Origin of the sequence: Williamsia deligens (genome assembly GCF_024171765.1) — a bacterium.
GTDB classification, from domain to species: domain Bacteria; phylum Actinomycetota; class Actinomycetes; order Mycobacteriales; family Mycobacteriaceae; genus Williamsia_A; species Williamsia_A deligens.
This window is the reverse complement of record NZ_JAMTCI010000001.1, coordinates 1,413,728-1,434,146: the sequence shown is the minus strand read 5'-3', so window position 1 is coordinate 1,434,146 and position 20,419 is coordinate 1,413,728. Positions and strand designations below refer to the sequence as shown.

Sequence of the window (20,419 nt, the reverse complement as noted above, 5' to 3'; positions counted from 1 at the left end):
CGTAGACCGTGACATCCACATCGCCCGCATCGATCCCCGTGCAGGTCCATCTCACCGACGCCGACATCGATGCGGCGCTCGTCGCCGACGTCCGCGCGGGTCTCACGGCGTCCCCGAAGCATCTGCCGCCGAAGTGGTTCTACGACGCGCGGGGCAGCGAGCTGTTCGAGGAGATCACCGCACTGCCCGAGTACTACCCCACGCGCACCGAGCGCGGTGTGCTGGAGGCCGCCGCCGACGAGATCGTCGCGGCGACCGGAGTCGTCACCCTGGTGGAGCTGGGCTCGGGCTCGTCGGAGAAGACGCGTCTGCTGCTCGACGCTGGACTCCGGGCCGGGACGCTCGAGACCTATGTCCCGCAGGACGTCTCGATCAGTGCCCTGCAGGGGGCGGTCGACGAGCTCAGCGCCGCGTATCCGTCTCTCGCGGTCGAGGGGATCGTCAGCGACTTCTCCGACCTGTCGGTGTCGATCCCGGACCGGCCGGGTCGCACCGTCGCGTTCCTCGGCGGGACGCTGGGCAACCTGACGCCGGCCGAGCGGGCCGGGTTCCTGACGGGCATCGCCGACGTCCTGCGCCCGGGCGAACACCTGCTGATCGGTGTCGGTCTCGTCGTGGACGAGTCGCTCGTCGTCCCCGCCTACGACGACGCCCAGGGCGTCACCGCGGCGTTCAACAAGAACGTGCTGTCGGTGATCGACGGTCGGCTCGACGCCGACTTCGACCCCGACGGGTTCGACCACGTCGCGATCTGGGACGCCGAGAACGAATGGATCGAGATGCGGCTGCGTGCGCAGCGTCCGATGACCGTCCGTGTCGCCGACCTGGACCTCGAGGTCGAGTTCACCGAGGGCGAGGAGATGCGCACCGAGATCTCCGCGAAGTTCCGTCGCGACGGCATCTCCGAGGAGCTCGCCGCCGCCGGATTCGACATCACCAGGATCTGGACCGACTCCGACGAGCGTTTCGCCGTGGTCCTCAGCACCCGCCGCTGACCGCCCCGCACACACGGATCCCGCCGAGGGTGCAGTCGTCACCCGTCAGGTGACGTCTGCGTCCTCGGCCGCGCCCGTGACCTCGCGGGCCGCGACGTGCAGGAGCTCGTCGATGCGTTCGCGGATCGGTTCGGTGGTGATGTCGGGGGCGAGGACGCTGGTGAACAACGCGGTGCCCGCGGCGATGATGATCATCGCCAGTGCGTCGACCTCGGCCTGGTCACGGCGTTCGGGAGCGCCGCCGGTGGCGTAGCGCGCGGCCGCGGGCCCGGCCAGCCCGGTCCACAGCTGCGTCCGGAGCCCGGGATCCTGCTCGAACGTGCTGAGCAGGCCGGGCAGCGCGGTGCGGACCTCGGGATGGGAGAAGATCTCGCGGCTCTGACCGATGAGGTCCTCGATCCACCCGCCGGGCTGGTCGGTGCCGATGTCGTCGAGGCGGATCCGGTCGTTGAGGACGGCGTGCAGGACGAGCCCGGCCTTGGTCTCCCAGCGACGGTTGATGGTGGCACGCGCGACCCCCGACCGGGCGGCGACGGCGCGCACGCTCAGGTCGTTCCAGCCGACTTCCATGAGCAGATCGCGGACCACCGGCAGCACCTTGTCGTCGACGGTCTCGTCGCGCGGGCGACCCCCGCGGGACGACGACGACGAATCTGGTGTGAACACGTGACCCCTTTCATACGCCAGTGGTACCGTAACCGTCGGTATCGGAACCAGTGGTCTAGATACCGTCTCGCACTCGGCGTCAGGAGAACGATGACCACCAATGATCTCACCACGGGCGCTGCGCGCGACCCGCACGCGTGTCCCTTCATGCACGACGGCTTCGACTTCACGAGTCCGGACCTGCTCCACAAGGGGATGCCGGTCGCGGAGTTCGCGGAGCTCCGCAAGACAGCGCCGGTGTGGTGGAACGCCCAGGCCGAGGGTGCGGGCGGCGGTTTCCACGACGCCGGCTACTGGGTGATCAGCAAGCACCGCCACGTGCGCGAGATCTCCAAGAACGACGAGAACTGGTCGACCAACGCCAACGGCGTGATCATGCGCTTCGAGGACACCATGCCGCCCGAGGCGCTCGAGATCACCAAGGCGCTGCTGATCAACCACGACCCGCCGGAGCACACCCGTCTGCGCAAGCTGGTCTCCCGTCTGTTCACCCCGCGCGCGGTCCACGCGCTGCAGGAGGAGATGGAGAGGCACGCCGCGGAGATCGTGCAGAAGGCAGCGGCCTCGGGCACCGGTGACTTCGTGCACCAGGTGGCCGTCGACCTGCCGCTGATCGCGATCGCGGATCTGCTCGGCGTGCCGAGCGAGGACCGGGAAAAGCTCTTCGAGTGGTCGAACTCGATGATGAACGCCGACGACCCCGAGTTCACCGTCGACCCGACCACGGCGTCGGCCGAGGTGCTCGGCTACGCGTACCAGATGGCCGAGCAGCGTAAGCAGTGTCCCGCCCAGGACATCGTCAGCGAGCTGGTCAACGCCGACCTCGACGGGGAGTCGTTGTCGGAGATCGAGTTCGGCTACTTCTTCATCCTGCTGTCGGTGGCCGGCAACGAGACGACCCGCAACGCGATCAGCCACGGCATGAACGCATTCCTCGACAACCCCGAGCAGTGGGAGATCTTCAAGCGCGACCGTCCGCGGACCGCCGCCGACGAGATCGTGCGGTGGGCGACCCCGGTCAACTGCTTCCAGCGCACCGCCCGTCGCGACCTCGAGCTCGACGGCGTGCAGATCAAGGCCGGTGAGCGCGTCGGGATGTTCTACGGCTCGGCCAATTTCGACGAGGAGGTGTTCGACGACCCGTTCACCTTCGACATCACCCGCGACCCCAACCCGCACGTCGGGTTCGGTGGCAACGGCACGCACTTCTGCATCGGTGCGAACCTGGCCCGCATGGAGATCAACCTGATCTTCAACGCCATCGCCGACCACTGCCCGGACATCTCGCGTCTCGGCGACCCGGAACGTCTGCGGCACGGCTGGATCAACGGGATCAAGCGACTGCCGGTCGCCTACTCCGCATCGTGACGATCCTGGGCATCATCGCGATCGTCCTCGGGGTCATCATCGGTGTCCCGTGGATCTGGATAGTCGGCATCGTGCTGACGGTCATCGGCGTGACCCTGGCCGCGTCGGGCAAGAACGGTCGACTCAACGCCGGCCGGGCGCACTACTTCTGAGCGATTCGCTCGACCCGCTCCCGAGATCTGCTCGGGAGCGGGTGTTGACTCGGCACTTGCATTTTGCAAGCATGAGGACATGAGCCTCTTCATCACCTGCCCGGTCGCGGACGTCGACCGTGCCACCGCGTTCTACTCGGCCCTCGGATGGACCCTGAACCGCGAGATGTCCGATCACAACGTGTCGTGCTTCGCGATCGCCCCCGACCAGTACGTGATGCTCGGCAGTCGCGAGATGTACGCGAGTGTCGGGGGCGTCGAGGAACTGATCGGCGGGCCGGACACCCCGTCGAAGGTGACCGTCTCGTTCGACCTCGGCAGCCGCGACGCCGTCGACGACATCGTCGAGCGCGCCCGTGCCGCGGGCGGTCGCGTCGGTGACATCGACGACTACCCGTTCATGTACCAACGCCAGTTCGACGACCCGGACGGCTATCACTACTCGCCGTTCTGGATGAAGCCGGACACCGAACCCGCTCCGTGACCGATCTCGCCGCTGCCCTCGACGTCGTCGGCGCGCGGTGGGCGCTGCTGATCGTGGAGCGTCTGCTCGACGGCCCGCGACGCTACGGCGACATCCAGCGCGAACTCGGTGTGCCGACCAACATGCTCGCGACGCGACTCCGCGAACTCGAGCAGGCCGGGGTGGTGGTCCGACTGCCGTTGCGCCACAACACCCGTGCCTACGCGCTGACCGACCGCGGTCTCGCTCTCCGCGACGCGATCGAAGCGCTCGGACAGTGGGCCGCGGCGAACGGATCCGGCTGAGTCAGCTGGGGGTGGAGGTCAGGTCCGGGTTCTCGTTCTCGGTGATGTCGACGCCGTCCTTCTTCGACGACGACGAGACCGAGCTGATGGCCGACTCGACGCCGTCGATCCCGCTGGCGTCACCCGACTTCACCTTGTCGAACGCCGCTTGGACGGTGTCGCCGATGCGGGCGAGGGGAGCGGCGATGGCCCGACACAGCGTCGGGTTGGCCTTGACGTCCTCGCTCGCCAGCCGGATCTCGCGCTTGATGAACAGGGCCGCGAGCCCGCCCTTGGCGAAGGCGGTCAACCGCCCGTCGGCGCCCTTCTTGAAGGTGCCCGCCTTGTAGGGCTTGTAGAGGTACCGGTGGAACGCGCCGAAGGCCAGACCGCTGTGCGCGACGAACTTTGTCTTCGCGAACGAGGTCGTGTTGGACGTCGGGCAGTCGGTGGCCGACCCGGACGCGCTCGCCGCGGACTGGCTCGCCACCGCGGCGGACGACGGGGCCGCCGAGGAGCTGGAGTCTGATTTCTTGCAGCCGGCCAGCAGGGCGATCGGGGCGATGAGGATCATCAGCAGCACCGCGGCGCGGCGAGCGGTTCCGGTGGTCATCCCGGCGAGGGTAGTCCAGGCGACGGCAGGGGAGAACCCTCTGTCCGACTTGCCGTTTCGGTCCGATCCGTCCTCGGCGCGACGTCAGCCGGCGAGTTCGGGTGGAAGTCGCAGTGGCGTCGTGGCGACCGCGCGCGCGTCGTCGAGGGTGAGTCCGAACATCCGCAGGAGGTTCACGGCCAGTTCCGAGCCCACCGCGTCGGCGTCGCGGTCGGATTCGTTCATCAGCATGCTCAGCGCACCCAGCACCGATCCCGCCGTGCAGGCGAGGGCGGTGGGGAGGTCGGAGATGGAGAGCCTCCCCGCGTCCTGCGCCGCGGTGAGGTCACGCAGAGCCCGCGGGGCGAGACCGCTGTCGGCGGAGGCGAAGCGGAAACCGGAATGCACCAATACGTGGGACACCGGCGAGAAGCGGTGTGCCAGGTGGACGGTGAGCCGCACACCCGTGGCGAACACCTCGGCGGTGTCGTCGAGTCCGTCGGTCGCCGCGTCGAAGACGGATCCGAACTGCTCGAGCGCCGCGGCGATCGCCGCGTCGAACAGTTCGGCCTTGTTCTGGAAGTGGTTGTAGAAGGACCCCACACCGACGTCGGCGCGATCGGTGATCTGCTGGACGCTGACGTCGACCCCCTGCGGACCGGCGATCAGCTCCATGGCCGCGCTGATGAGGGCATCGCGGGTACGGGCCTTGCGGCGCTCGAGCCGCCCGGGTCGTGTCGGTTGGGCCATGCGAACAACCCTAGTCACTCAGAAGTGAATTCTGTTCAGTTCTGAGGAGTGTTGATCGCCGCGGATGCGCCCGGTGACGATGGGCATCGACCACCGGAGGTGAGCATGACCGTCCCTGTCCACGACGACCCCCATGTCGATCTGCACAGCGAATGGGGTGCCCTGCACGGCGAACACGCCGACCGAGCGGCGAACCCCGTCATCAAGGTCGACGACATCGCATGGCTCGAGTTCGACAAACCCGATCTCGACCGTGCTGAACGGTTCGGGCGCGACTTCGGCTTCGCCGTAGCGCTGCGGACACCCGATGAGCTGCACCTCCGGGGTACGTGGTCGCGCTCGCCGTGCATCGTGATCCGGCGCGCCCCCCGGTCGCGCTTCGTCGGGCCCGTCTTTCGCGCGCACGACCTCGGTGACCTGCGCCGGTTGGCGGCGGCCACGGATGCACAGGTGTCGGCACTGCCGACGTTCGGTGGCCATGTGGTGGCGCTGGAGGACCCGTCGGGGCTGTCGGTACGGGTGGTCGCCGGGGTCACGGAGCTCCCGTCTCTTCCCGACCACCAGCCGATGGTCATGAACTCCCACGGCACCATCGACCGCGTGAACGCCGTCCAGCGACGGACGCGCGAGCCGGCGCGCATCCAGCGACTCGGACATGTCGTGCTCGAGACCCCACGGTTCGTGGGGTGCCTCGACTGGTACCAGGAACTGCTCGGGCTCATCGTCAGCGACTTCCTGTACTTCCCCGGCCAGCGTGACCGCGGCCCGACGATGGCGTTCATGCGGTGCGACCGTGGTTCCACACCGGCTGACCACCACACCCTCGCCATGACACTCGGACCCCGGGCGCGCTACGTCCACAGCGCGTACCAGGTCGCCGACATCGACGCGATCGCCGCCGGAGGGCTGTACCTCGCGGACCGCGGCTACCACCACTCCTGGGGCATCGGCCGGCACATCCAGGGCAGCCAGGTCTTCGACTACTGGCGTGATCCCGACAGGTTCATGGTCGAGCACTTCGCCGACGGCGACATGTTCGACGCGTCGGTGAGCGCCGGATGGACGCACATGAGCGCGAGCGGACTGGCGCAGTGGGGGCCACCGGTCACCCGCGACTTCCTCGGCGCCGAACCCGATCCCGACCTGCTGCGTGGGGTGCTCACCGCGCTCCGCGACACCGACAACGAATTCGACCTCCGCCGACTCTTCGGCCTGATGAAGGTGGCCCGCTCATGACGACCACGATCCTGCGTACCGATGCCGCGTGGTGGGTCGAGACGCCCGACGGTGCGGCACGTGTCGACACCGACGCGACCACCACCGCCGAGCTCCTCGCCGACCGTGCTGCCGTCGACGCGGCGGCCACGTCCGAGACCCACACCGCCGTGCAGGATCTCGCCCTCGTGTCGCCGATCACCGCACCCTGCCGTGTCGTCGCGCAGATGGTGAACTTCGCCTCGCACGCCCGGGACTCCAACATCGACCCGACGCGGGTCCCGGCGACGTTCTTCCGCAAGACGTCGGGGTCCATCAGCGGGCCGTTCGGCACCATCGACAAGCCGCCGCACGTCCGCCTGCTCGACTATGAGGTCGAGGCCGGGATCGTGTTCGGGCGGACTCTGCCGGTCGGGACCGAGATCACGGCGGACACCCTCGCCGACCACGCCGCGGGACTGGTCATCGGCAACGACGTGAGCGCCCGGGACGTCCAGCTGCCCAAGACGCAGTTCTACGAGTCCAAGTCGTACCCGACGTTCACCCCGCTCGGGCCCCGGCTGGTCCTGCTGGACCGCGCCGAGTGGGCACATTTCGAGCGTCTGCGACTGCAGCTGTGGGTCAACGGCGAGCGCCGACAGAACGGGGTCGTCGGCGACGACATGATCGTCCGGCCGACGGAGGCGCTGCGAGTGCTGACCGGTTTCCAGCGTCTCGATCCCGGCGACGTGCTGCTGACCGGCACCCCCGGGGGCACCGCGCTGACCGCGCCGCCTGCGATCATCGAGAAGATCGGCGCGCTGCTGCCGCCACATCGCAAGTGGGCGACCTTCTTCCGCCGCCAGGCGTCCAACCCGCGGTATCTGCAGGACGGCGACGAGGTGGAGGTGCGCATCGCCACCGACGACGTCGCGGTCGATCTCGGACGCCAGCGGACCCGGGTGCGGTACCTGCGATGACGAGATCGTCGTCGCGACCTCGTGTCGTCATCGTCGGCGCCGGTCCCGTGGGTGTGACGGCGGCACTGCTGCTCTCTCGACGAGGGGTGGAGAGCACCGTGCTCGAACGCCACTCCGCGCCCTATCCGCTCCCGCGTGCCGTGCACGCCGACGACGAGGTGGTCCGCATCCTGCAGGCAGTGGGGGCTGCCGACGGGTTCCTGCGGGTCAGTCGGCCCATGCCCGGGATGCGGCTGGTGGACGCAGAGCACCGGGTCATGGCGGAGTTCGACCGCGGATCGACGCAGGGCCGCAACGGCTTCCCGGAGGCCAGCATGTTCGACCAGCCGGACCTCGAGGCCGTCCTGCTCGACCTGGCCGAGCGCGACGAGCGCATCGATCTCCGCCGCGGCTGCGAGGTGACGTCGGTGGTGGCGCCCGGACCGGGCCGGGTGACCGTCACGGTGGCGGCGGAGGACGCGATCGAGCATCTCGTCGCCGATGCGGTCCTCGGCTGCGACGGCGCGAACAGCATGGTGCGCGAGCACATCGGCGCGTCGATGCGTGACCTGCACTTCGAGGAGCGGTGGTTCGTCGTCGACGTCCGGACCGCACGCGACCTGCACATGTGGCCCGGCGTGCACCAGATCTGCGACCCTGCCCGGCCCGCCACGGCGATGAACGTGACCGGTCGGCGGTACCGGTGGGAGTTCCGGATGGCGCCGGGGGAGACCGCCGCCGACCTCGCCGAGCCCGCGCGGCTGGCGGAGCTGCTGTCGCCGTGGATCGACGCCACCGATTTCGACGACTGCGAGATCATCCGGCACGCCGAGTACACCTTCCGCGCGCGTGTCGCCGACCGGTGGCGTCGTGGACGTGTCCTCATCGCCGGTGATGCGGCCCATCAGACGCCACCGTTCATCGGTCAGGGCCTGGGTGCCGGCCTCCGTGATGCGCAGAACCTGGCGTGGAAGCTCGCCGACGTGCTGACCGGGGTGAGCGACGACTCCGTCCTCGACACCTATGAGGCCGAACGGATCCCGCACGTCACGGCCGTGGTGCGGATGGCCGTCACCGTGGGCTGGGTCCTCACCGGGGGGCAGGACGGTGCCGCCCGCGTCCGGCGGGCCGCGATCGGTGCCGTCTGCAGGATCCCCGGTGTGTCGCGCGCGGTGCTGTCGGTGGCATCGCCTCCGCTGGCGGCCACGCAGCTCGTCGATCGCCGCGGACTGCTGCACCGGGTGAACGGAACCCTCTGTCCCCAGGGGCCGTCCGGCGACGGGCGCAGGTTCGACGACACCGTCGGTGGCGGTCACCTGCTGCTCACGCGCGGACCACTCCCCGCGGGATGCGACGTCCCCGCCGGCGCCGACCACCTCGACGTGTCGCAGGGATGCGCGCCGGAGATCGACGCGTGGCTGCGGAAGCACCGTGTCGCGGCCGTCCTCGTGCGGCCGGACCACATCGTGCGTGCGAGCTGTCGTCGGTTGTCGGACGTGCCTGCGATGCTCTCCCGATGCGACGACATCGGTTCGCGCCCAGCCGTTCCCACGCAGGCCGCATCATGAGGACCGCCGATGCGGTGCGACGCGGTGCACCCGTGGTCGACGTCGACCTCTACGGCGACGAGGTCGTCGATCACCGCGACGCCGTCTATCGCGCGATCCGCGACGCCGGCCCGGTCGTGTGGCTACCCCGCCACCGACTGTTCGCCATGGGCCGGTACGACGATGTCCGCGACGCGCTCCGCGACGACGCGACCTTCGTCAGTGGCGCCGGGGTCGCGGCCAATCCCGTCGCGAACGCATTGGGCCACCACACCGTGCTCGCCAGCGACGGCGACACGCACATGACCCGCAGGATGATCCTCATGCGGTCCCTGGCGTCCCGGGCGCTGCAACCGTCGCGACCCGTCATCGAGGAGGAGGCGGCCGCGACGGTCGACCGACTGCTCGGTCGCGAGAGTTTCGACGGGGTCGCGGATTTCGCCACGCGGTTGCCCGTCCAGGCGGTCGCCGATCTCGTCGGGGTCCGGGTGGGCGCCGAGCAGATGCTCCGGTGGGGTCGTGCGACGTTCGACGGTCTCGGGCCGGTCAACGCCCGGTCGGTGCGGTCGATGCGTGACTCCCTCGGCCTGGTCGCGACGACGCTGCGCATGTCCCGACGCCACGTCACCCCCGACGGGTGGGCGTCGACGGTGTTCGACGCCGCGGACCGGGGTGAGATCAGCACCCGGGAGGCGAAGACGATGATCATCGACTTCGTCGCCCCCAGCCTCGACACCACGATCCTCACCACCGCACAACTGCTCTGGAGCCTGGGTACCGATCCCGAGGCCTGGGCCCGGTTGCGGGACGACCCGTCGCTCGTGCCGCTGGCCGTCGTCGAGGCCGCGCGGGTGGCGTCGCCGGTGCGGGCGTTCACCCGCTCCGTCACACGCCAGGTCACCGTCGGGGACGTCGACCTCCGGCCGGGTGACCGGGTGGCACTGGTGTTCGCCGCGGCGAACTCCGACGAGCGTCACTTCGACGACCCCGACCGGTTCTCGCTCCTGCGCCGCGGACCCAACCTGGGCTGGGGGCACGGCGTGCACACCTGCGTGGGCATGCAGCTGGCCAAACTCGAGATGCAGACGCTCCTGCGGGCGATGATCCCGCGCGTCGCGACGATGAGCGTCACCGACCCGGAACTGTTGCGCAACAACTGCTTGCAGGGCTTCGAGTCGTTCCGGGCGTCGTTCACCGCGGCGTGACGACGGCCCGACCCATCACGCCCTCGGCGCGCTCGACACCGACACACCAGGAGGACTGGCCATGAACCGCACGGACGAGCACGGACTCGCACGACGCCTCCCGGAGGCCGTCGGGCTGGCCCGCGCCGCGATCGGGATCGCCCACATGCTCGCCCCGACCCGCGCCAACGAACTGCTCGCCGGTTCCGAGGCCGCCCTGCCCACCACACGGGCGGCGGCCCGGACGTTCGGCATCCGGGAGATCTACATCGGTGGTGGGCTCTTCGCGGCCACGAGGTTCGCCCCGGCGGCGGTGCGCACGCTGGTGCTCGCCGGTGTGGCGGTCGACGTGTGGGACACCGCCGCGTTCGCCCGCACGGCAGACCTACCGCGCAGGACACGTGTCGCCGGATGCGCGGTGGCCGGTGGGTTCGTCGTCGCCGGTCTCCTCGCCGAGGCACAGCTCGACCGGTAGCGGACGCCGACATGCACCCCATCGCCCGGACACTCCGCTCCGCCTCCGTCACGGCCCTGCGCCTCTACAACCGCCTGACCGTGACCGTGGCCGAGCCGATCCCGGACACGCCGGTGCTGTTCGTCGCGAACCACGGGTTCGGCGGGATCGTGGACCTGAACGTCTTCGCGTTCGCGGCGGCGTACGACGAGATGGGCGTGGACCGCGAGCTGATCACCCTGACCCATCAGATCGCGTGGACCCTGCACGCCGACAGGATCGTCGAACCGTTCGGCGCCAGGCCCGCCAACCGCGAGACTGCGCTCGAGGCGTTCTCCGACGGCTGCAACGTCCTCGTCTTCCCGGGTGGTGACGTGGACGCGCTGAAATCGTGGTCTCGGCGCAACCAGATCGTCTTCGACGGGCGCACGGGTTTCGCCCGGTTGGCGATCGAGGCCGGCGTCCCTGTGGTCCCCGTGGTGACGGCCGGGGCCGGGGAGTCGCTGCTGGTGCTCTCCAGCGGGAGACAGCTGGCGAAGGCGCTGAGACTGGACAGAGCCCTCCGGTTGACGACGTTCCCGTTGTCGGTGTCCATACCGTGGGGCGTCAACCTCGGCGTCGTCGGCTTCCTCCCGTACCTCCCGCTGCCCACCAAACTCGACACCTCGGTGCTCGCACCCATGACGCCCGGGGAGCAGGAGACGGCCGAGGAATTCGCCCATCGCGTCGCCGCCGCGATGCAGGCCGAACTGGACGCGTTGACCGCCGATCGGCGGCCGGTGATCGGGTGACCACCCGCATCGCCGCGCGTCGGTCACCGCGGTGTGACGATGACCTTGCCCGTCGCGCGGCCGGCATCGGACGCGTCGTGGACGGCTGCGAGACCACGCAGCGGGATCCGTTGTGCCACATCGACCGTCAACGTCCCGTCGTCGACCCGCCGAACGAGCTCGGCGAGCAGCGCGGCGTCGCTGCGCACGAACACTCGGGCCGTACGGACCCCGCGGGCGGCGTCGGGCTCGCCGGTGGTCATCGTGCCCACATGCATCCCGCCGTCGGCGACGAGCCCGACCAGCGCCGCGGTCTCGTCCTCGGATGTGCTGACCAGGTTGAGCACGAGGTCGAACGGCGCACCCTCCACCACGGGTGACCCGCTGAGGTCGAGATGGCCGACGACGTGCTGTGCGCCGTGGGCGCGCACGGCCGCGGCGCTGCGGTCGGATGCTGTCGCGGTGACATGGGCGCCCGCCTGCGCGGCCAGCTGGACCGCGTACCCGCCGACGGCACCGCCGGCGCCGTTGACCAGCACCGACTGTCCAGGACGCAGGTCGGCCAGCTCGAACAGTGCCTGCCAGGCGGTCAGTCCGACGACGGGGAGCGCGGCGGCGTCGGCGAGTGGGATCGAGGCGGGAGCCGTGGCCAGTACCTCGGCCGGTGCGAGGACGAACTCCGCGGCGGCGCCGTCGGCCACCATGGGGAGCATCCCCACGACCGCGTCCCCGGGCGCCCGATCCTGCACGCCGTCGCCGACCTCGACGACCGTCCCGGCGACGTCGATCCCCGGGACGTGGGGAAACGTCACCGGGATGACCTCGGTCAGCCACCCGCCGCGGATCGCGGCGTCGACAGGGTTGAACGAGGTACCCGCGACCTCGACGAGGACCTCGCCGGGGCCCGGTGTGGGGCGGGGGATGTCCGTCTCGGTGAGGACGTCGCTGTCTCCGTGGTGATCGAACGTGATCGCGTGCATGTCTGCTCCTCTGGGTATGTGCTTCGAAGTCGAAGCAACTGAGACGACAGTAAAACGCTTCGATGTCGAAGTACATGGTCGCACGGGTGATCGTGACCATGTTGTTACGAAGTCGAAGCAGTAGGGTGCGGGGTGTGTCGGAGACGCTCGAGCCCCAACAGATGCGGACCTACCTCGCGTTCAGCGAGTCCGCCGCGCTGCTGCAGTTCGCCGTGCAGCGTCAACTGCGAGCCGACGCCGACCTCAGCTACGTGCAGTTCGAGATCCTGGCGACGCTGAACGCGACCACCGGCGCGGTGACGATGACCGATCTCGCCGACAGGGTCGTCTACAGCCGGAGCGGTCTCACCCACCAGGCGTCGCTGCTGGAGAAGGCCGGCCTGATCGCCCGCTCGCCGAGTCCCGACGACCAGCGGGCCACCATCGTCGAGATCACCGAGTCCGGTCGGGACCGTGTCACCGGTGTCCTCCCGGGGCACATCGATGTCGTCCGTGACCTGCTCTACGGCGTCCTCGACGACGACGACATCACGGCGCTCGGCGAGATCCTCACCCGCGTCCGCGACCACATGCGCAGCCGACCGGCGCGGTCGCGGTCGGTCAGTCGCTCGTCACCGGCAGGGTGAGCGTCGCGTCACCACCGCTGAGGATGGTGACGGGCTGACCCTGTAGGCCGTTCCGGAAACTCTGGTCCCCACCGGCGATCTCGACACGCAGGCGGTGGCCGACGGCGAAGCGGTGGACGAGTCCGGACAGCGTGACGGTCACGGGTGTCGACGGGTCCGTGATGCGGACGGGCGACACCAGACCGTTGATGAGGTCCGCCGTGCCGTCGGGTGCGACGTCGTACACCTTCGCGAAGACCAGCGGCTGCCCGACCGCGCGGACCCGCAACCGCATCGATCCGATCCCGACCACGTCGAGCGGGGTGGCCCGCGGCGCGGTGTCCCACCGCGCGTACGTGCCCGGGTCCTGCCGGACGGGCTTGGCGGCGTCGGGCTTGTCGTTGAAGGGGCCGGTCTGGGTGGGTGCCCCGAGCGGCGGTGTGCGGATGGTCGCGGATCCGGGACGTGCCGACTGCCCGGTTGGGACGAGTGCGTTGTCCAGCAGGCCGCGACCGGCGGACATGCGGAACGTGGTCGGCGCACCGACGGGGTAGCTGCCGCTCGCGTACGCGGGCGTCGCGATCCCCGAGTAGGGCACCCAGTCCCGGAAGTAGGCGAAATCGGGGCCGGTGGACACGTCGGCACCGCGGAGGTGGTGGTCGAACCAGTCGAGGGAACGGGCCACCTCGTACTGCGTCGTCCGGTCGGGGTACGCCTTGTCGTACTCACCCGGCGCCGGGGCCCCGCTGTGGCCCCACTGGTGCCAGATCATCTTCGTCTCCACCCCGCGGGCACGCAGCGCCTGATAGGTCGCGGTCGCCTCATTGAGGTCGAAGAGGGTGTCGCGCTGACCCTGCTCGAGCAGGACCGGGATGCGGATCCGGCCGAGGTAGCTCGCGACCGACGCATGCCGCAGGTGCGCGACGCTCGCGGGACCGAACTCACCGGTCGTCGCGCCCTCGGCGAACGTGGCGCACTGGGACGCCGTGAAGTTCGGACACGGCCCGATGCGCGCCGGGTCGGCGAGGTAGCCCGCCCGTCCCGGATCGGTCACGCCGTCGAGGAAGAGTCCCGCGGCGTAGATGGTCTTGGCCGACCCGGACACCCGGCTGCTGACACCGGTGGACGTCGAGGTCGCATTCGGTGCCAGCGAGTAGCTCAGGTCGTTCCAGGTGATCTGCGGGACGATCGTGTCGATCCGCGGATCCACTGCGGCGGTGGCGAACTGGATCCCGCCACCGTACGACCCGCCGATCATGCCGATCCTCGGGTCGTCCGCACGCCGGCGGCCGGTGTGGTCGGTCGCATCGTGGGTCACGATGTCGAGACGGGGTGCGGGCCGGCGCAGGGCCGCGTCGGTGAACGCCACGCCGGCCCTGCCGCCGAGGTAGTCGACCAGCTGGGACGCAGCGACACCGTCGACATCCGGGTCGTCGAGGGTGATCGGACAGGTGCTGCCGCCGAACCCGAGTCCGGAGTACGCGAGCACCACGTACCCCTGCGTGGCGAGGTAGGCGGCGATGGGTGCCTGGGTCTTGTAGGACCCGCCGAAGCCGTTGGTGGTGAGGATGGCCGGCGCGCGGCGGGACCCCGACAGGCCGTCCGGTCGGTAGAGCTGTCCGACGATGGTGCACGGCGTCGCGCGGCCGGGGCCTGTGTGCACGGAGAAGTGCAGCAGTTCCGTGGTGTAGCCGGCGGACGCACCGGAGGCCGGGGCCGCGACGGCAGGCGCCGCCAGACACGCGGTGAGAAGGGTGACGACGAGCGCGGTGATCCCCGAGATTGTTCGCACCGGCAAAAGGTAGTCGAGCGCTACCCGCTGCCCTCGACGATCGCTGTTATCTGTCGGAGGAACGCGCAGACGACGGCGCGGTCGTCCTCGCCGAGGTCACGACAGACGGCGTCGATCGCGCCGATGGTCGGGGCCCATGCCTCGAACGAGGCCTTTCGTGCGGCCGGCGTCTCGGTGACGGTGACACGCCGACGGTCGTCGCTGTCGCGGGTGCGGACCACGTGCCCGGCCTGCTCGAGCCGGTCGACCATCGCGGTCGCCGAGGCCGACCGGATGCTCAGATGGCGTGCGAGGTCCGCGACGCCCATGGGGCCGCCGAGTGTGAGCGCCCCTATCGCCGACATGTCGTTGGGGTTCATCCCCATGAGCGAGGCCATGCGTCCAGTCAGTTCCCGGGATGCGCCCACCAGGTCGCGCACGGCGACGGTCGCGGGGTCGAGATCGGCGAACGTCTCGTCGAGAGCCATGTGCCTATCTCACCATGTACCTTGCGACTAGACAATCTATTTACTAGACAGACGAGTTAAGGGGGCGCGTAATGGCGGGGAGTGGACGACAGAGGGTGCTGGTGACCGGCGGCAGCATCGCGGGCCCGGCGCAGGCGTGGGCGTTGAACCGCGCCGGCTTCGCCGTGACCCTGCTCGAGCGGGCCCCGGCACCGCGCGAGGCCGGCCAGAACATCGACATCCGCGACGCCGGACACGACGTGCTGCGGCTCATGGCGATTCGTGACGAGGTGGCCGCCAACACGACGGGCGAACGCGGCCTGCGCTACCGCGACCCCGACGGTCGGCCCTATGCGGACCTGCCCACGACCGCCGGGTCCGACGGTCCGACGGCCGAGCTCGAGATCCTCCGCGGGCGGCTGTCGGGCATCATCCGCGGGCTGACCGAAGGCACGGTCGAGCACCGGTACGGAGACCACATCGCGGCGGTCCAGCAGGATGCCGAGGGTGTCGAGGTGCGGTTCGCCGGCGGTGCGACCGAGAGGTTCGCGCTCGTCGTGGTGGCGGAGGGCCGCAACTCCACGACGCGGGGTCTGGTCCTGACCGACGCGGTGAGGCGCGAGAACAGGGACCAGTACATCGCGTACGGCACCATTCCCCGGACCGAGGACGACGACGACTGGTGGAACTGGATGACCACCACCGACGGTCGCATGGTCTCGACGCGGCCCGACGACGTCGGCAGCATCCGTGCGAACCTCAGCTTCATCGCACCGGATCTCGGTCTCGAGCGCATCGGTCATGTGGCCCAGATGCAGGTGCTGCGACGGCGTTTCGCCGGGGTGGGATGGGCGACCGAGCGCATCCTCGACGGTTTCGAGGCGGCGCCCGAGGAGTTCTACATGGAGCGCATGGACAAGGTCGCACTGTCCTCGTACTCCCGGGGGCGCGTGATCGTCGTCGGCGACGCAGCGTGGGCGGCGGGGCCGACCGGTATGGGCACCACGCTCGCTCTCGTCGGCGCGGTGGTGCTGTCCGGTGAGTTGGACCGAGCGCGCAGCGGCGACGGGGTCGACCATGCGCGGGCGTTCGCCGCCTACGACCGGATCATGCGGCCGTATGCCGAGGCGGTGCAGACCCTCCCGCCCGGGGGCCCGAGGGTGGTGTTGCCGCGCAGTGCCCGTGGCCTCGCGGTGCAACGGGCCGTGCATCGGGTGCTCGCACGGCCGGCGGTCCGTGAACGGTTAGAACATCGCCTGCTGTCCCGCGCGGGCGGTGACTTCCGCCTCCCGGACTACACGCTGTTCCGCTGACGACCGGTCACGCACTCACCGCGTCGGCGATGAGTGACAACATCCGGTCGGTCTTCGCCGGATCGTCGGGCCCGGTGGACATCAGTGTGCCGAGCACCATCGCGGTGATGTCGTCGGGCTCGACGTCCGCGCGCAGGGAGCCGGCGTCGACGCCGGCCGCGACGATGGTCGCGACCGCCGCCGTGATCCGTTCCCGCGTGGCCGGGGTGGTCATCGAGCCCGACGACCACCCGGCGCGCAGCGTCTCGATGATGACGCTCTTCGTGGTGTAGAAGCGGGCGTACCGGCGCATCCACTCGCGCAACGCGTCGCCGGGTGGGAGTCGGCTGAGCAGGTCGGCGACGTCACCGGTCAGATCGTCGAGTTCCGCCTCGTACGCGGCCTCGATCAGGGACTCGCGGGTCGGGAAGTGGCGGTACACGGTGCCGACGCCGACACCTGCGTCCCGCGCGATCGCGTCGAACGACGGCGTGGCGAAGCCGCCCGCGAACGCAGCGCGCGCGACGTCGAGGATGCGCTCGCGGTTGCGCAGTGCGTCCTTGCGCACAGGGCGATCGGCCATCAAGCGGAGAGTCCTCCGTTTCGCTACGGTGACGAGAAGCGGAGATCCCTCCGCTTCTCGTCGATCGTCTCACAGGAGGACGCCATGACCACGGCCACCGCACTGCCCGCCACCAACCCGTTCGCGGCGCGCGCGCCGATCGGATACGGGGCGATGAACCTCGAACGCCCGCTCCGGGCGGGTGACCGTGCCGCAGCAGTGGACGTGGTGCGGCAGGCCGTCGATCTCGGTGTCGACCACATCGACACCGCGCCGTTCTACGGTGCCGGGGGTGTCGACGAGGTGCTGCGCGACGCGATCCCGGACATGGCCGACGTCCTCGTCGTGACGAAGGTGGGGGCCGACCTCGACGGGGACGGTGCGCTTCGTCCGGCCCAGCGGCCGGAGGATCTCCGCACATCGGTCGAGAGTGCCCTCGCCGGGCTCGGCGTCGACCGGCTCGACGTGGTCAATCTCCGCCGGCTCGACACCCCGCACGGGATCTCCGCCACCGGGGATCAGGTGGTACCCCTCGACGACCAGCTCGCGGCCCTGCTCGACCTGCGGGAGCGCGGGAGCATCGGGGCGATCGGGATCAGCGGTGTGACCACGGACGGCGTGCGTCGCGCGCTGTCCGCGGGGATCGTCTGCGTCCAGAACGCCTACAACCTGCTCGCCCGCACGGACGAGGAGCAGGTCGCGCTGTGTGAGACGTCGGGCGTCGCGTGGGTTCCGTACTTCCCGCTCGGCGGTGCGCTCGGGATGATGCCGTCCGTCGTCGACCATCCCCTGGTGCGGGAGGTCGCCGACGAGCTCGGGGCGACGCCGGCCCAGGTGGGTCTGGCCTGGCTGCTCGGCCAATCACCGGTGACGCGTCTGATCCCGGGCACGGCGGATGTGGCGCATCTGCGCGCGAACATCGCTGCAGCCCAGCTGGTCCTGAGCTCGGATACGCGCGAGCGGCTGGACGCGCTCGCGTCGTGAACGACGAACCGCCCGCCCGGACGATGTCCGGACGGGCGGTCGAGGTGTGCTCGCCGAGGTGTCAGCGCACTGTGCAGAGTGGCTGGATGTTCGGGTACGCGCCGTCGATCGGGGTGGTGATGAAGAAGCAGTCGTTGTACCCGCGCGAGCGGACGACGTCACGGATCTGCTTCCACTGCGCGCTCGAGACCTGCTTGTCGCGCTTGAGGATGAAGCCCGACAGGCGTTCCGGACTCCCGACGAAGGCCCACGAGTAGTCCGGCGCGATGTAGGAGACGATGTAGTTCGTCGGTCCCGACTTCGAGCCCTGGAACGGGACGCCCGGGAAGCTCACGTGCAGCTGGGCTTTGGTCTTCTGGTCGTTCACACGCGCGTTGCCGGTGATGCCGCTGCGCTGGCCGGTGAACTTGGTGCAGCTGTTCTCGACCTTGATGTCGTCCGCGTCGATCTGTGTGTACCGCGCCTGCGTGTTGCGCAGGCAGTCGATGTTGAACGGCTGCGGGATCGCGGCCACCTGGTTCCACACACCGAGGTACCGGCTGACGTCCAGCTGCGGGATCGGTTGCAGCGGTGCCGCACTGGCACCACCGGTGCCCGCGATCAGCGCGACGGCCGCGGCGACGGCGGTCAGCACGGTCACGACGACCGAACGCCGACGCGCACCCGTGCGGGAGGAGGAGACGAGCTGCGACATGGTCAATGCTCCTGTTCTCGAAGACTTGTCATGCGACCCAGACGGTCTTGACGTTACAGAACTCGTGGATGCCGAACTTCGCCAGCTCGCGTCCGTGTCCGCTGTTCTTGATGCCGCCGAACGAGATCTCGGGGTACGAGGTCGTCATCCCGTTGACGAACACCTGACCGGCCTCCAGGTCGTCGATGAACTGCTCGATCTCGGAGGAATCCGTGGTCCACACGTTCGACCCCAGGCCGAAGTCGGTGTCGTTGGCGATGCGCAGGGCGTCGTCGACGTCGGACGCGCGGTACAGCGACGCGACCGGGCCGAACACCTCCTCGCCGTAGATGTCCATGTCGGTGGTGATGTCGGCGATGACGGTGGGCGGATAGAACCATCCCGGGCCGTCGGGAACCTGCCCGCCGGTGAGGACGGACGCACCCTTCGACACCGCGTCGTCGACGAGGTCCACGACGTCCTGTCGACCCTGTTCCGTCGCCAGCGGACCGACGTCGGTGTCGTCGTCGGTGGGGTCGCCGACCTTCTGCGCCGCCATGTTCTCCACGAACAGTCGGGCGAACTCGTCGTAGACGTCCGTGTGGACGATGAACCGCTTCGCGGCGATGCAGGACTGCCCGTTGTTCTGGCAGCGCGCGGTGGTCGCGACCTTCGCCGCCTTCTCCAGATCGGCGGACGGGAGGACCACGAACGGGTCGGACCCGCCGAGCTCCAGGACGACCTTCTTCAGCTGTCCACCGGCGGTCTCTCCGATCGACCGGCCGGCGCCCTCGCTGCCGGTGAGCGTCGCGGCGGCGACGCGGGCGTCGGTGAGGATCGCCTCGACCTGCTTCGACGAGATGAGCAAGGTCTGGAACCCTCCGTCGACCAGCCCCGCGCGACGGAACAGGTCCTCGAGGTAGAGCGCGGTCTGCGGCACGTTCGACGCATGCTTGAGCAACCCGACGTTCCCGGCCATCAGGCCGGGCGCGGCGAACCGGATGACCTGCCACAACGGGAAGTTCCACGGCATGACCGCGAGGATCACGCCGAGGGGCTGGAAACGGTGGAACGCCCGCGAGGCGTTCACGGCGTCCGCGTCGGCGATGTCGTCGGCGAGCATGTCGGCGGCGTTGTCGGCGTAGTAGCGAAGGCCCTTCGCGCACTTGGCGATCTCTGCCTTCGCCGCCGTGATGGTCTTGCCCATCTCGGTGGTCATGGTGGAGGCGAGGGACTCGCTGTCGGCGTCGAGGATGTCGGCCGCACGGTGCAGGATCTGCGCGCGGTCGGCGAACGACGTCCGTGCGTGGTCGGCGGCGGCCGCCGCGGCACGGGCGACCTTCTCCTCGACCTCCGACTCCGTCAGTGCGTCGAACTCGCGGACGGTCTCACCGGTGGCGGGGTTGGTCGTCGAGATGCCCATCGAGGTCAGACGCTGTCCGCGCCGTTTTCGCCGACGGCGTTGCCCTCGGTGTCGTCGACGAAGGCCCAGTCACCGTCGTGGTTCACCTCGAGGCGCCAGCCCAGCTCGGTGTTGTCGGCCTTGGAGTTGATGAACCACTCGTATGCCTCGGTGGCGTTGTCGAAGTCCTTCGTGGACGTGACGTCGCCGGTGGGATCCAGAACTCGGTATTCAGCCATGTACTCGACCGTAGGTACGGCTCCGTCGGCTGTACACCGGCCTGTGGGCGTTGCATCCGACTCGTG

At 69.6% G+C, this 20,419-nt stretch carries 24 protein-coding genes; 14 read left to right on the top strand and 10 right to left on the bottom strand.

The genetic code is table 11. The features are described from left to right. The first annotated feature begins 8 nt into the window (after window positions 1–8). Window positions 9–995 (top strand): L-histidine N(alpha)-methyltransferase, encoded by a 987-nt coding sequence (egtD, locus tag LX14_RS06985; protein WP_253646514.1) that lies wholly within the window; start codon window positions 9–11, stop codon window positions 993–995. Window positions 996–1,040: 45 nt separating this feature from the next. Here the strand turns inward: egtD and LX14_RS06980 are convergent, their stop codons facing one another. Next, window positions 1,041–1,661, bottom strand: coding sequence for a TetR/AcrR family transcriptional regulator (locus tag LX14_RS06980; RefSeq protein WP_253646513.1), 621 nt, complete (start codon window positions 1,659–1,661; stop codon window positions 1,041–1,043). A gap of 90 nt (window positions 1,662–1,751) precedes the next feature. Between LX14_RS06980 and LX14_RS06975 the strand changes: the two genes are divergently transcribed. The 4 genes from LX14_RS06975 to LX14_RS06960 all read left to right on the top strand — a co-directional run bounded on the left by LX14_RS06975 (window position 1,752) and on the right by LX14_RS06960 (window position 3,949). Next, complete coding sequence (locus tag LX14_RS06975; protein WP_301283176.1) at window positions 1,752–3,029, top strand: cytochrome P450; 1,278 nt, start codon at window positions 1,752–1,754, stop codon at window positions 3,027–3,029. Beyond that, window positions 3,026–3,181, top strand: coding sequence for a hypothetical protein (locus LX14_RS06970; RefSeq protein ID WP_253646512.1), 156 nt, complete (start codon window positions 3,026–3,028; stop codon window positions 3,179–3,181). The genes LX14_RS06975 and LX14_RS06970 overlap by 4 nt, the downstream gene beginning before the upstream one ends. Before the next feature lie 79 nt (window positions 3,182–3,260). Next, a complete protein-coding gene (locus tag LX14_RS06965) occupies window positions 3,261–3,665 on the top strand; it encodes a VOC family protein (protein ID WP_253646511.1) in 405 nt (134 codons plus the stop codon). After that, window positions 3,662–3,949 carry a winged helix-turn-helix transcriptional regulator gene (locus LX14_RS06960; RefSeq protein ID WP_253646510.1) on the top strand — a complete coding sequence of 96 codons (288 nt, stop codon included), beginning with the start codon at window positions 3,662–3,664 and terminating at the stop codon, window positions 3,947–3,949. Before LX14_RS06965 ends, LX14_RS06960 begins: the two co-directional genes overlap by 4 nt. Before the next feature lies 1 nt (window position 3,950). Here the strand turns inward: LX14_RS06960 and LX14_RS06955 are convergent, their stop codons facing one another. Both LX14_RS06955 and LX14_RS06950 read right to left on the bottom strand, forming a co-directional pair. Further along, on the bottom strand, window positions 3,951–4,541 hold the full coding sequence (locus LX14_RS06955) for a hypothetical protein (protein WP_253646509.1): 591 nt from the start codon (window positions 4,539–4,541) through the stop codon (window positions 3,951–3,953). Window positions 4,542–4,625: 84 nt separating this feature from the next. Then, window positions 4,626–5,270 carry a TetR/AcrR family transcriptional regulator gene (locus LX14_RS06950; protein WP_253646508.1) on the bottom strand — a complete coding sequence of 215 codons (645 nt, stop codon included), beginning with the start codon at window positions 5,268–5,270 and terminating at the stop codon, window positions 4,626–4,628. A 105-nt stretch (window positions 5,271–5,375) separates the two neighbouring features. Between LX14_RS06950 and LX14_RS06945 the strand changes: the two genes are divergently transcribed. The 6 genes from LX14_RS06945 (at window position 5,376) to LX14_RS06920 (ending at window position 11,399) form a co-directional block, all read left to right on the top strand. Further along, complete coding sequence (locus LX14_RS06945; protein ID WP_253646507.1) at window positions 5,376–6,506, top strand: VOC family protein; 1,131 nt, start codon at window positions 5,376–5,378, stop codon at window positions 6,504–6,506. After that, complete coding sequence (locus LX14_RS06940; RefSeq protein WP_253646506.1) at window positions 6,503–7,444, top strand: fumarylacetoacetate hydrolase family protein; 942 nt, start codon at window positions 6,503–6,505, stop codon at window positions 7,442–7,444. The genes LX14_RS06945 and LX14_RS06940 overlap by 4 nt, the downstream gene beginning before the upstream one ends. Further along, window positions 7,441–8,991, top strand: a complete 1,551-nt coding sequence (gene mhpA, locus LX14_RS06935) for a bifunctional 3-(3-hydroxy-phenyl)propionate/3-hydroxycinnamic acid hydroxylase MhpA (RefSeq protein ID WP_253646505.1) — start codon at window positions 7,441–7,443, stop codon at window positions 8,989–8,991. The genes LX14_RS06940 and mhpA overlap by 4 nt, the downstream gene beginning before the upstream one ends. Further along, window positions 8,988–10,175, top strand: a complete 1,188-nt coding sequence (locus tag LX14_RS06930; RefSeq protein ID WP_253646504.1) for a cytochrome P450 — start codon at window positions 8,988–8,990, stop codon at window positions 10,173–10,175. The genes mhpA and LX14_RS06930 overlap by 4 nt, the downstream gene beginning before the upstream one ends. A gap of 61 nt (window positions 10,176–10,236) precedes the next feature. Then, window positions 10,237–10,629 (top strand): hypothetical protein, encoded by a 393-nt coding sequence (locus LX14_RS06925; protein ID WP_253646503.1) that lies wholly within the window; start codon window positions 10,237–10,239, stop codon window positions 10,627–10,629. Between the two features lie 11 nt (window positions 10,630–10,640). Beyond that, window positions 10,641–11,399 (top strand): 1-acyl-sn-glycerol-3-phosphate acyltransferase, encoded by a 759-nt coding sequence (locus LX14_RS06920; RefSeq protein ID WP_253646502.1) that lies wholly within the window; start codon window positions 10,641–10,643, stop codon window positions 11,397–11,399. Between the two features lie 23 nt (window positions 11,400–11,422). Here LX14_RS06920 and LX14_RS06915 read toward each other — a convergent pair whose 3' ends face one another. Next, complete coding sequence (locus LX14_RS06915; RefSeq protein WP_253646501.1) at window positions 11,423–12,358, bottom strand: NADP-dependent oxidoreductase; 936 nt, start codon at window positions 12,356–12,358, stop codon at window positions 11,423–11,425. 134 nt (window positions 12,359–12,492) lie between these two features. Between LX14_RS06915 and LX14_RS06910 the strand changes: the two genes are divergently transcribed. Then, the gene (locus LX14_RS06910; RefSeq protein ID WP_253646500.1) at window positions 12,493–12,984 is read left to right on the top strand and encodes a MarR family winged helix-turn-helix transcriptional regulator; all 492 of its coding nucleotides are present in this window, start codon (window positions 12,493–12,495) and stop codon (window positions 12,982–12,984) included. Here LX14_RS06910 and LX14_RS06905 read toward each other — a convergent pair. Beyond that, window positions 12,959–14,755: a CocE/NonD family hydrolase gene (locus LX14_RS06905; protein ID WP_253646499.1), complete on the bottom strand. Its 1,797-nt coding sequence runs from the start codon at window positions 14,753–14,755 to the stop codon at window positions 12,959–12,961. The genes LX14_RS06910 and LX14_RS06905 overlap by 26 nt on opposite strands. Before the next feature lie 20 nt (window positions 14,756–14,775). After that, entirely contained in the window at window positions 14,776–15,222 is a 447-nt protein-coding gene (locus LX14_RS06900; RefSeq protein WP_253646498.1) for a MarR family winged helix-turn-helix transcriptional regulator, read from the bottom strand. 101 nt (window positions 15,223–15,323) lie between these two features. Between LX14_RS06900 and LX14_RS06895 the strand changes: the two genes are divergently transcribed. Further along, window positions 15,324–16,514 (top strand): FAD-dependent monooxygenase, encoded by a 1,191-nt coding sequence (locus tag LX14_RS06895; RefSeq protein ID WP_253646497.1) that lies wholly within the window; start codon window positions 15,324–15,326, stop codon window positions 16,512–16,514. A gap of 7 nt (window positions 16,515–16,521) precedes the next feature. Here the strand turns inward: LX14_RS06895 and LX14_RS06890 are convergent, their stop codons facing one another. Continuing rightward, on the bottom strand, window positions 16,522–17,076 hold the full coding sequence (locus LX14_RS06890; RefSeq protein ID WP_253646496.1) for a TetR/AcrR family transcriptional regulator: 555 nt from the start codon (window positions 17,074–17,076) through the stop codon (window positions 16,522–16,524). Window positions 17,077–17,160: 84 nt separating this feature from the next. Here LX14_RS06890 and LX14_RS06885 point away from each other — a divergent pair, with 84 nt between their 5' ends. Further along, window positions 17,161–18,039: an aldo/keto reductase gene (locus LX14_RS06885; protein ID WP_253646495.1), complete on the top strand. Its 879-nt coding sequence runs from the start codon at window positions 17,161–17,163 to the stop codon at window positions 18,037–18,039. A 61-nt stretch (window positions 18,040–18,100) separates the two neighbouring features. On the opposite strand, the gene LX14_RS06880 is transcribed toward LX14_RS06885, so the two are convergent. The 3 genes from LX14_RS06880 to LX14_RS06870 are packed head-to-tail and all read right to left on the bottom strand — an operon-like array spanning window position 18,101 to window position 20,353. After that, entirely contained in the window at window positions 18,101–18,733 is a 633-nt protein-coding gene (locus LX14_RS06880; protein ID WP_253646494.1) for a lipocalin family protein, read from the bottom strand. Between the two features lie 28 nt (window positions 18,734–18,761). After that, entirely contained in the window at window positions 18,762–20,135 is a 1,374-nt protein-coding gene (locus LX14_RS06875) for an NADP-dependent succinic semialdehyde dehydrogenase (protein WP_253646493.1), read from the bottom strand. 5 nt (window positions 20,136–20,140) lie between these two features. After that, the gene (locus tag LX14_RS06870) at window positions 20,141–20,353 is read right to left on the bottom strand and encodes a hypothetical protein (protein WP_253646492.1); all 213 of its coding nucleotides are present in this window, start codon (window positions 20,351–20,353) and stop codon (window positions 20,141–20,143) included. Window positions 20,354–20,419 lie beyond the last annotated feature (66 nt).